The 11347-nt window shown below is 32.8% G+C and carries 8 protein-coding genes and 1 riboswitch; all 8 genes read right to left on the bottom strand.

Annotation, left to right across the window (positions count from 1 at the left end; translation table 11 throughout):
* Positions 1-110: 110 nt before the first annotated feature.
* The 8 genes from SPD90_RS12995 to hpf all read right to left on the bottom strand — a co-directional run bounded on the left by SPD90_RS12995 (position 111) and on the right by hpf (position 11045).
* On the bottom strand, positions 111-722 hold the full coding sequence (locus SPD90_RS12995; protein WP_320925510.1) for an ECF transporter S component: 612 nt from the start codon (positions 720-722) through the stop codon (positions 111-113).
* Between the two features lie 112 nt (positions 723-834).
* Positions 835-958, bottom strand: a riboswitch (FMN riboswitch).
* A 105-nt stretch (positions 959-1063) separates the two neighbouring features.
* A complete protein-coding gene (locus SPD90_RS12990) occupies positions 1064-2251 on the bottom strand; it encodes an amidohydrolase (protein ID WP_320925509.1) in 1188 nt (395 codons plus the stop codon).
* Positions 2252-2271: 20 nt separating this feature from the next.
* On the bottom strand, positions 2272-2787 hold the full coding sequence (locus tag SPD90_RS12985; RefSeq protein WP_320925508.1) for a GNAT family N-acetyltransferase: 516 nt from the start codon (positions 2785-2787) through the stop codon (positions 2272-2274).
* Between the two features lie 29 nt (positions 2788-2816).
* Positions 2817-4958: a Tex family protein gene (locus SPD90_RS12980; RefSeq protein ID WP_320925507.1), complete on the bottom strand. Its 2142-nt coding sequence runs from the start codon at positions 4956-4958 to the stop codon at positions 2817-2819.
* A 66-nt stretch (positions 4959-5024) separates the two neighbouring features.
* Positions 5025-6138 (bottom strand): peptide chain release factor 2 gene (gene prfB / locus SPD90_RS12975; protein ID WP_320925506.1). Its coding sequence is split into 2 segments (ribosomal slippage): positions 5025-6062 and positions 6064-6138, totalling 1113 coding nucleotides; the frame shifts between segments, so codons are not numbered across the junction.
* Between the two features lie 9 nt (positions 6139-6147).
* Complete coding sequence (secA, locus tag SPD90_RS12970) at positions 6148-8871, bottom strand: preprotein translocase subunit SecA (protein WP_320925505.1); 2724 nt, start codon at positions 8869-8871, stop codon at positions 6148-6150.
* A 117-nt stretch (positions 8872-8988) separates the two neighbouring features.
* The gene (locus tag SPD90_RS12965; protein ID WP_320925504.1) at positions 8989-10308 is read right to left on the bottom strand and encodes a DNA recombination protein RmuC; all 1320 of its coding nucleotides are present in this window, start codon (positions 10306-10308) and stop codon (positions 8989-8991) included.
* A gap of 191 nt (positions 10309-10499) precedes the next feature.
* Positions 10500-11045 (bottom strand): ribosome hibernation-promoting factor, HPF/YfiA family, encoded by a 546-nt coding sequence (hpf, locus tag SPD90_RS12960; RefSeq protein WP_320925503.1) that lies wholly within the window; start codon positions 11043-11045, stop codon positions 10500-10502.
* Between the last annotated feature and the right edge of the window lie 302 nt (positions 11046-11347).

The raw sequence follows: 11347 nt of genomic DNA, 5'->3' as shown, positions 1-11347 counted from the left end.
CCGCATAGCGGGTGGTTTATTGTTGAGCATGCACGCATACTCAACAGACTAAAGTCCATCATAAAAAACCTGTCCCAGATTTACGAGACAGGTGTTATTTCATTTATAATCTATTTAACTGTTAGTATTTTTTCAACCTTCTTATATAATGGTAAAATTACCACTGTCATGATTGCACCTTTTACTATGTTAAATGGTACTACAAGCCAAATCATAAAACTGAATAAATCAGTTACTCTAGGATTTAATACAGTTCCCATTTGGATTATAACTTCCATTGGAACCATAACCTTTGCATATAGTGGGAATACTATAAAGTAATCTACTACAGCTCCAACGATTGCCATTGCTATTGTTCCTAATACTGCGCCTATTAATACGTTTTTGTAGCTTTTAACTTTTCTACAGAATAAGCATATCATAAGTACATATGGTCCTGCTATTAATACATTTGCTATTTCTCCAACTCCACCAGTTGTACTTCCTGTTATCGCTTGTAATAAGTTCTTGATTACAACTATTACAAATCCTGCAACAGGTCCCATTGATATACCACCGAATACTGCAACTACATCAGATAAATCGATTCTTAAAAATGGTGGGAATATTGGTAGTGGTATTTCGAAAAATCTCAATAAATAAGATATCGCCGCTAAAATCCCTATTTGAGCTATTAATCTTGTAGATACTTTTGTTTGTTTAACATTAACACTTTGTTGCATAAATATAACCTCCAATAAAATAAATTATTATAGGCTAAATAAAAAAACTCGAGAGAATCTTCTTCTTCGAGTTTTATGAGCAATCATAATAAATAAATTTTAAAAAATTTATAACTCTCTTCTCTCATCCAGACTCTACTGTCGGCTTTGGAATTACACCAAATCAGCTATTATAAAAATAATAGTTCGCGGGCTTTACCGCCGGTAGGGAATTTCACCCTGCCCCGAAGATTTTCTAGTTATTTTATTTTCCTATTACAATTATAATGATAATTAATACATAACTATATGTCAACTATATTGATAAATTTATATTGTTTATTATTTTTTTATACTTATATTTATCTTTTATAGACAACTTTTCCATCGATTATTGTATATAAAACATTGCTTTGAATCTCAAGAGGGTTTCCATCCCAAATAACTATATCGGCATCCTTTCCAACCTCTATAGATCCAACTTTGTCGTCTATACCTAGAACTTTAGCTGGATTTATAGTTATAGCTTCTAATGCTTTTTCTTGTTTCATACCGTATTTAACTGCCAATCCTGCACATATAGGCAAATATTGTAGCGGTATTACTGGGTGGTCTGTCATAAGGCAGATATCCTTGCCTGCATTTGATAAAATTCCTGCTGTCTCAAAGGTTAAGTTTCTAAGCTCTATCTTAGATCTTTCTGATAGAGATGGTCCTACTATTAGAGGGTAATTTTCCTCTAATAATTCATCTACTATCAAGTGACCTTCTGTGCAATGGTCTAATGTAAGCTTTAAGTCGAATTCTTGTGCGATTCTTATGGCTGTAAACATATCATCAGCTCTGTGTGCGTGTGCTTTTAGAGGGATTTCTTTTTTTAGAACAGGTATAAGCGCCTCTAATTTTATATCGTATTCTGGCTTATCTCCTCCATCTTCCTCCTCTGATGACTCTAAATCATCTAGATATTCTTCAGCCTTTCTTAAATTTTCTCTAAGCAATGCCGCTATTGCCATTCTAGTCTGTGGTGTATTGTCTTCATGGCCGTAGCAGGATTTAGGATTTTCTCCAAATGCTATTTTTGATGCGACTGGATTTTTAATTACCATTTTATCTATTCTCTTTCCAAATGTCTTTATGGCGATGGCTTGCCCTCCCATGACATTGGCGCTTCCTGGAGTTGTACATACTGAGGTTACTCCTCCTTGGTATGCCTCCTTGAAGGTTCTATCCATTGGGTTTATTCCATCTATTACATTTAGCTGAGGTGTTATTGGGTCTGTTTCTTCGTTTCCGTCTGCACCTTCAAATCCCATACCGTCCTCCCAAAGACCTAGATGTGTATGTGCATCTATAAAGCCCGGAAATATGAATTTACCTTCTGCATCTATAACTTCTAAATCCTCTGTGATTTCATTGGCCTTAATCTCAGAAATTAAAGGCTCTACATCTTCTTTTATTGCTATTATTTTTTTATTTTTGATTAATATATCTGATTTTTTTATTCCTTCAGTGATTGTATTTATTGTTCCATTTTTTATAACTAACACGTGTTCCTCCAAATTTATTTCTAGAATACTTTTTCGTATGCTACTCTCTTGTCTCCATCTTCTGGTCCACCTTCTAGATAGATTACACCGCAGTATTTAAATCCACTGTTTTCCATTGCCTTTTGCATAGAAAGATTTTCTTCGTGTGTATCGATTTTTATACTGTGCATTCCTTTTTCTAAGCTCATCTCTTGCACACATTTTACCATTTCGCCCATTACACCTAAGCCTTTTTGTGAATTAGCTACTGCGATTCTGTGGATTGAAGAGTATTCTCCTTCAGTTATCCATTTACCTTCTTGTATTTTGTTGTAGGCACTTTCTTCTTCAAAAGATATAGCTGTTGTAGCTATTACTTCCCCATCTTTAACCATTACATATCCTATGCCTTTTTCTATGTCGTCGTTTATAAGCTCTTCGTTTGGATATCCCTTTTGCCATTGATCGATTCCTTTTCCTTTAAGGTAATCCTTAGCTTGGTTTATTATTTCCATTACTTTTGGTACGTCTGCTTTTACTGTTTTTCTAAATTCCATTTTTCCTACCCCTTATCTACTGTATATAATTAAAGTTTCATAGATAGAGAAACTCTACCTTTATCTAAATCTACACCTATAACCTTGACATCTACTATATCTCCAACAGAAACTATTTCCATAGGATCCTTTACAAATTTGTTGCTCATTTGTGATTTGTGAACAAGTCCATCGTTTTTGATTCCGATGTCTACGAAGGCTCCGAAGTCCACTACGTTTCTTACAGTTCCTTTTAAAGTCATGCCCTCCTTGATGTCTTCGATTTTCAATACGTCTGTTCTTAAAATAGGTTTCATACCTTCATCCCTAGGGTCGCGTCCTGGCTTTTTGATTTCTTGGATTATATCCTTTAGAGTAGGTTCTCCTACTTCTAGTTTTTTGCTTATTTGTTTTAGGCCGATTTTTTTAACTCTAGCATCTATGTCAGATATATTTCTATTTTCGATATCCTTCATAGTGTAGCCTAGCATTTCTATCATTTGCTTGCATACATCGTAGCTTTCTGGATGGACTCCTGTGTTGTCTAGAGGATTTTTGCCTCCTGCGATTCTCATGAATCCTGCACATTGGACGAATGCACTTGGTCCTAATCTTTTTACTTTTTTAAGCTGAGCTCTTGATGTAAAATCGCCGTTTTCTTCTCTATATGTAACTATGTTTTTTGCAACTGATTTACTTATACCTGAAACATGTTCAAGTAATGAGTATGAAGCTGTATTTAAATCAACTCCGACGCTGTTAACTGAATCCTCTACAACTCCATCTAAAACCTCTGTAAGTCTCTTTTTATTTAAATCGTGTTGGTATTGACCTACACCTATATTTTGAGGCTCGATTTTTACAAGCTCTGCAAGTGGGTCTTGAAGTCTTCTACCTATTGAAATCGCACCCCTTATAGATACGTTGATATCTGGATGCTCTTCTGCTGCTAGCTCTGATGCTGAGTATATAGAGGCTCCAGCTTCACTTACTATTACATATTGAGTCGGAAGATTTTGCTCTTTGATTAAGTCAGCTATCATCTTTTCTGATTCTCTAGATGCAGTACCATTTCCGATTGCTATTACGTCTATGCTGTATTTTTTCACAAGCTCTGTAACTTTCTTTTTGGCTGATTCCATTTTTGCTTGTGGTTCATGCGGATATACTATTGCTTGGTCTAGGAATTTTCCATTTCTGTCCACAACAGCTATCTTACATCCATTTCTGTATCCTGGGTCAAATCCCATCACTACTTTTCCCTTTAGAGGTGGTTGTAGTAATAGATTTTTTATATTTTCTCCAAATACACTTATCGCTCTTTCTTGGGCATTTTCAGTTAAATACGCCCTTATCTCCCTTTCTATTGATGGGAATATAAGTCTCTTATATGAATCATCTATGGCTGTACTTATTTCTAATGCATTTTCTAAATTATTTTTGTTTATGTATTTGTTTTGTATATAATCTAATACTTTATCGTTGTCTATTTCTAATTTAACCTTTAGGAAGTTTTCCTTTTCACCTCTGTTTATCGCCAATACTCTATGTGAGGCCATTGTTTTAACTGGCTCGCTGTAATCGTAGTACATGTCGTATACTGATTTTTCGTCAGTTGCATTTTGAGTAGAAATTACACCGTGGTCTATAGATAGTTTTCTTATGTATTTTCTTATATCTGCATCATCAGAAACTACTTCGGCAATTATGTCTAAGGCTCCTTTTATAGCGTCTTCTACTGCTTCTACACCTTTTTCAGAGTCTATATATTTAGATGCTTCAGCATTTATATCTGAGATATTTTTTTCTAAGATAGAATTAGCTAGAGGCTCTAATCCCTTTTCTTTAGCTATAGTCGCTCTAGTTCTTTTCTTTTGTTTGTAAGGAGCATATATATCCTCTACTTCTTGAAGAGTTTTTGCTTTTTCTATTTTCTTTTTCAAATCTTCAGTCAATTTTCCTTGTTCATCTATTATTCTAGTTACGTCTTCTTTTCTAGCTTCTAGATTTCTCAAATAAACTAATCTATCGTATAGCTGTCTTAAAACGACGTCGCTCATCTCGCCAGTCATTTCTTTTCTATATCTAGCAATAAAAGGTATAGTATTTCCTTCATCAATTAATTTTACAGTATTGTCTATATACTCTCTTTTTACATTAAATTCTTTTTCTAAAATATTATATATATCCAAAACGCACACAACTCCTTTAAAAAATAAGGAGCTAGCAACTATATGCCTAGCCCCCTTATTTTATTTTTATTTACTTTTGATTTTATTCATCTTCAAGTATTCGTTTATAAATAAATCTATATTTCCATCTAATACACTATCCACATTTCCTATCTCGGCATTAGTTCTGTGATCCTTAACCAGCTTATAAGGCTGGAATACGTAAGATCTTATTTGACTTCCCCAAGTTATCTGTGAATACTTACCTTGTATATCTTCTATTCTCTCTTTATTTTCTAATTCCTTTAAATGAACAAGCTTTCCTTTTAGAATTTTCATCGCTGTATCTTTGTTCTGAAATTGCGATCTTTCATTTTGGCATTGGACTACTATTCCAGTCGGAATATGAGTTATTCTAACTGCTGAGTCAGTTTTATTTACGTGTTGTCCTCCAGCTCCTGATGATCTATAGGTGTCTATTTTTAAATCATTTGGATTTATGTCGACTTCTATACTATCATCTAGCTCTGGCGTAACATCTACTGATACAAATGAAGTATGTCTTTTGCCTGATGCATCAAAAGGTGATATTCTAACTATTCTATGGACTCCCTTTTCGCTTTTTAGGTATCCATATGCATTTAGTCCTTCTATCAATAATGTAACACTTTTTATACCTGCTGCTGGGTCTTGTATCATATCTAAAGTATGAACCTTAAACCCTCTGTCATCAGCCCATCTAAGGTACATTCTAAGAAGGATTTGTGCACAATCCTGTGCATCTAATCCTCCTGTACCTGCATTTATAGCTAATATTGCGTTACTATTATCGTATTGTCCACTTAATAATGTCTTTATTTTTACTTTATCTATTTTGTTTTCTAGATTTTTTATAGATTTCTCTATGTCCTTTTCTATAGACTCGTCGTTTTCTTCTAGTCCTAATTCTATTAGAACCTCAATTTCCTCCAAGTCCTCTTGCAAGCCTTCGTATTCTTCAACGATAGCCTTTAGATCGTTGTTTTTTTGAAGTATCTTTTGGGCTCTTTCATTATCGTCCCAAAATTCCTGCTTGTTTATTTCTTCCTCATACTTTTGAATCTCGTCATTCTTTGAAGCTAAGTCAAAGAGAAACACCCAATTCTTGTAAGTCTGCAGACATCTTCTCTACTGACTGTCTGTAATCTAGTTCTCTTAACATCAGAACCTCCTAGTTTCTACCGCAGCAGTTTTTATATTTTTTACCACTACCACATGGGCAAGGATCATTTCTTCCTACCTTTTGTTCTTTGACAACTGGTTTTTTCTCATCAGTTGATGAAGATATATTATCAACATCTACTACTTGTTTTCTTTCCTTTGGTTGTTGTTCTATAGTTATACCGAATAAGTATCTAACTGTATCGTGTCTTATTTGATCGATCATTTCATCGAACATATTGAAACCTTCCATCTTGTATGCTATTACTGGGTCTTGTTGACCTAAAGCACGAAGGCCTATACCTTGACGTAATTGATCCATAGCATCTATATGATCTATCCAGTGATTATCAACACATTGTAAAAGTATGATTCTTTCTATTTCTCTCATTCTTTCTGGTGTTATGATATCTTCTTTTTCTTGGTAGATTGCTTGAGCTATTTCGTATATTTTGTCTATTAATTCTTGTCCAGCTAAAGCATCTAATCCTTCTACTTCTAAGCTTTCTGCTGGCATAAATGCTCCATATAGGTAGTGTTTTAATCCAGCATAATCAATTTTCTTGTCTTCTGTGTATGCTTCTACAGCTAAAGATATTCTGTCTTTTACCATAGATTGGATATATTCATGCATATCTTCGCCTTCAAGAACCTTACTTCTTTCAGCGTATATAACTTGTCTTTGTTTATTCATAACGTCGTCGTATTGAAGTACGTGTTTTCTTATACCGAAGTTTCTACCTTCGACTTTCTTTTGTGCTCCTTCAATAGATTTAGTTAACATCTTATGTTCAATAGGCATATCATCTTCTAGACCTATTTTGTCTACAAGACCTTTTATTCTTTCGCTTCCGAATAATCTCATAAGGTCATCGTCAAGTCCTATATAGAATCTTGATGCACCTGGGTCACCTTGACGTCCAGAACGACCTCTTAACTGATTGTCTATTCTTCGAGACTCATGTCTTTCTGTACCAATTATAGCAAGTCCACCAGCTGCTTTTACTTCTTCTTGTTCTTTTGCAGCTTGTTCTTTGAATTTGCCGTATAAATTATCAAATGTTTCTTTAGCTTTTGCTAAATCTTCATTTTCTGCTAATTCTTCAGCATCTATACTAGTATCAACTCTCTTTATAGATTCTTCAGTAAATCCTTGTCTTCTTAATTCCTTTTTAGTTAAGAATAATGGGTTACCACCAAGCATAATGTCGGTACCACGACCAGCCATGTTTGTTGCTATTGTAACTGCTCCAAGTCTACCTGCTTGTGCGATTATTTCAGCTTCTTTTTCGTGGTTTTTAGCATTTAAAACTTCGTGTTTTATACCCTTTCTCTTAAGGATTTGTGATAATAATTCTGATTTTTCTATTGATACAGTACCAACTAGTACTGGTTGATTTTTTTCGTGTCTTTGAATTATATCTTCTGCTACTGCGTTGAATTTACCTTTTTCGTTTTTGTAAACAACGTCTGGTAAATCCTCTCTTATTACCGGTTCATTTGTAGGTACTTGTACAACGTCCATTTTGTAAATTGATTTAAATTCTTCTTCTTCTGTTTTAGCTGTACCTGTCATACCTGCAAGCTTAGCATACATTCTAAAGAAGTTTTGGAATGTTATAGTTGCAAGAGTTTTTGATTCTCTTTGAACATGTAATCCTTCTTTAGCTTCTATAGCTTGGTGTAAACCTTCTGAGTATCTTCTACCAAACATTAGACGACCTGTAAATTCGTCAACTATGATTATTTCACCGTCTTTAGCAACGTAGTCTACGTCTTTTTTCATTATAGCGTGTGCTTTAAGTGCTTGGTTTATGTGGTGGAATAATTCAGTATGCTCTACATCTGTTATATTTTCAACATTGAAGTAAACTTCTGCCTTTTTGATACCTGATTCACTTAATGAAACAGCCTTTTGTTTTTCATCTATTTCGTAATCTCCATCTGATGGAAGTTCCTTTTCTTCTTCTGTTTTTTCTTGCTGAGTTTTACTTGGTCTCTTTAATGTCAATACAAATGTATTTGCATCTGTGTATAAATGAGTAGATTTATCCCCAGGACCAGATATGATAAGTGGTGTTCTAGCTTCGTCTATTAAGATTGAGTCGACTTCATCGACGATAGCATAGTTTAATTCTCTTTGAACTCTTTGTTCCTTATGAATTACCATGTTGTCCTTTAAGTAGTCAAATCCGTACTCGTTGTTAGTTCCGTATGTGATATCACATTCATATTGTTTTCTTCTTACTTCAGGAGTTTGTCCATGAACTATAACCCCTACAGTAAGTCCTAAGAATTCGTAAATTTTACCCATGTCTTCCTTATCACGTTTTGCTAAGTAATCATTTACTGTAACAACATGTACACCTTTACCTTCAAGGGCATTAAGATATACAGGTAATGTAGCAACTAATGTTTTACCTTCACCTGTTTTCATTTCTGCGATTCTACCTTGATGTAAAACCATACCCCCTATAAGCTGTACTTTATAGTGTCTTAATCCTAAGACTCTCTTAGAAGCTTCTCTAACGGTAGCAAAAGCTTCTGGTAGTATATCATCTAATGTTTCACCTTTAGCTAATCTTTCTTTAAAGGTATTTGTCATACTTTTTAATTCTTTATTTGTCATGGCTTCGAATTTAGGTTCCATAGCATCTATTTTATCCGCTATTTTTCCAAATGCTTTTAATTCTTTTCTGTCAGCCATGTTGAATAAGTTATCTAAAAAACCCATAGTTTCGCATCTCTCCTCATTGCATAAATTATACTATTATACATTTTAACATAAAATTTTAATATTTAATATTAAATATTGACTCATTTGTTAAATTTAATACTATTTTAATTCATTTTATTCTTTTTCATCATAATCCTGTGGTAGATAAATTCCTGTGTCTTCAAAGCTCAATTTATCTACACTTTTCAATTTTCTATTGATCTGTCTAGTTCTAGTTCCTACAAGCTTATCTATCTCTGAGCTAGCTTGATTTAATTTATTTTGTGCTGAATTAAGCACCGTTTCAAATTTAGAAAACTCAGTTTTCACCGCACCTAGTATCTTCCAAACTTCACTGGAATGCTTTTCTATAGCTAAGCTTCTAAATCCCATTTGTAAGCTATTTAAAAGCGCAACTAATGTAGTAGGTCCAGTTATATTTACTTTATAATCTCTCTGCACAAGCTCTACTAAACTTTGATTTTTAAGAACCTCTGCGTAAATTCCCTCTGTAGGTAAGAACATCAATCCAAAATCAGTAGTATTAGGTGGATCTATGTACTTATCTCTGATGTCCTTAGCAGATTTTTTTATAAATTTCTCTAAATTCTTAGATGCTACATCAATAGCTGCTTGATTCTGACTATCATACGCATCCAATAATTTATTATACACTTCTAACGGGAATTTTGCATCTAGTGGTAGGTATATCATTTCATTATCATAATCTTTGCCTGGAAGCTTTATAGCAAATTCTACAGTTTCTCTAGAGCCCTTCTTAGTTATTACGTTCTTTTCGTACTGCTCTGGAGATAAAAATTGTTCTAGTATTCTCTCTAACTGTACTTCTCCTAACACACCTCTAGTCTTAGTATTTGAAAGTACTTTCTTCAAATCGCCTACTCCAGCTGCTAGGTTTTGCATTTCACCAAGGCCTTTATGTACTTCTTCAAGTCTCTCGCTTACCATTTTAAAGGATTCTCCAAGTCTTTTTTCTAGAGTACTTTGTAGTTTCTCATCTACTGTAACTCTCATCTTTTCTAGATTATCCTCAGTTGCTTTTGTAAGCTCTGTAAATTTTTCATTTTGTAATTTAGTTAAATCATCTATACTAGCTCTCAAATTGTAGTTAAATGCATCTAATGTTCTCTCCATAGTTCTTGAATAAGTATCAAATTGATTTTTTTGTAGGTTAGATAAATCAATCATATTGGATAATATAGAAGAACTTAATTTTTCAATAGAGCTACCTATTTCTGTTCTATTCGATTGCTCGTTTTTTCTAGATTCTTCTCTATTTATTGTGAATTCTTCTCTAAGTGCCTTTTCCACTGAAATTAGCTTTTGCTCCATATTTCTTTGAATAGGATCCATATCGACACTTTTAGGTTTAATTGTTATATAAATATTTATAACCAATAATATTATAATAACAATCAATAAAGCTTCTACCATTTCATATACTCCTTTCCTTTTTATTTACAGTATTATATTTTAACATTAACATAAAATCTATGCTATTTTAATATACTAAATTTAATCTTAACTTAAATAAATTTAACCTTAACTTAAAAAAGCTATCGATAATTTCTTATCGATAGCTTGTAATACTCAAACTTTAATTAATAATTTATATAGCAAGACTACTATTCATGTTCAATTAATCCATAACCGCCATTTTCACGTTTATAAACAGTTGAAATTTCGTCTGTGTCTATATTTCTAAACATATAGAAATCATGTCCTATTAATTCCATTTGTAATACAGCTTCTTCTGGACTCATTGGTTTCATATCGAATTTTTTATGTCTTTCAATAACTATATCGAATTCACCGCTTTGTTCTTCTTTAGCATCAGTTTCAATATTTTGGAATCTAATACTTTCTTGTCCTTTAGCTTGATATTTTCCTTTTAATTTGTTTTTGTATCTTCTTAATTGTTTATTAAGTTTATCATAAACAACGTCAATTGCTGCATATAGGCTTTCTTCACTATCTTCAGCTCTTATTATAGGTCCATTTATAGGGATTATTGTTACTTCTATTTTTTGTTTTGCTTTTCTAGCACTTACAGTAACCTTTACTTCTGTGTCTTCGTGAAGATAACGGTCTAATTTACCTAATTTGTCTTCTACAGCTCCTTTGATACCATCTGTAAGTTCTATTTTCTTTCCTGTTATTAATATTTTCATAAGAACAGCTCCCTTCACTACGTAAAGTTCATAGGTTCATATTTATGTACTTCACTATTATGATAAATTTTTTATGTTTTATATTATATTCTCCATTAGTTTTAAATATCCTTTTAATTTTTAATTTTTTTTAATATATTCACCACTTTACAAGTAATTAATTTTTAAAAAATTTTAAAATAAAAATAACTGAGCATCCATTTTGTTTTATTATATAAGTAACCACACAAAATAATAAAATAAGGAGCTCAGTTATATGCGTATTAATAATAAATCTACTTTTAAAACTATAAAAAAATATT

The organism is Intestinibacter sp., from assembly GCF_034113885.1.
Taxonomy (GTDB): domain Bacteria; phylum Bacillota; class Clostridia; order Peptostreptococcales; family Peptostreptococcaceae; genus Intestinibacter.
The sequence above is the reverse complement of the archived record's forward strand: the minus strand, read 5'-3'. Positions and strand labels throughout refer to the sequence as shown.

What these genes read in the sequence shown, in the direction of transcription:
- SPD90_RS12985 (WP_320925508.1), bottom strand. Translation starts at nt 2,787, where the DNA reads ATGGAATTTAGAAAAACAGTAAAAGCAGACGTACCAAAAGTAATGGAA.
- SPD90_RS12965 (WP_320925504.1), bottom strand. Translation starts at nt 10,308, where the DNA reads ATGGTAGAAGCTTTATTGATTGTTATTATAATATTATTGGTTATAAAT.
- SPD90_RS12995 (WP_320925510.1), bottom strand. Translation starts at nt 722, where the DNA reads ATGCAACAAAGTGTTAATGTTAAACAAACAAAAGTATCTACAAGATTA.
- secA (WP_320925505.1), bottom strand. Translation starts at nt 8,871, where the DNA reads ATGGGTTTTTTAGATAACTTATTCAACATGGCTGACAGAAAAGAATTA.
- hpf (WP_320925503.1), bottom strand. Translation starts at nt 11,045, where the DNA reads ATGAAAATATTAATAACAGGAAAGAAAATAGAACTTACAGATGGTATC.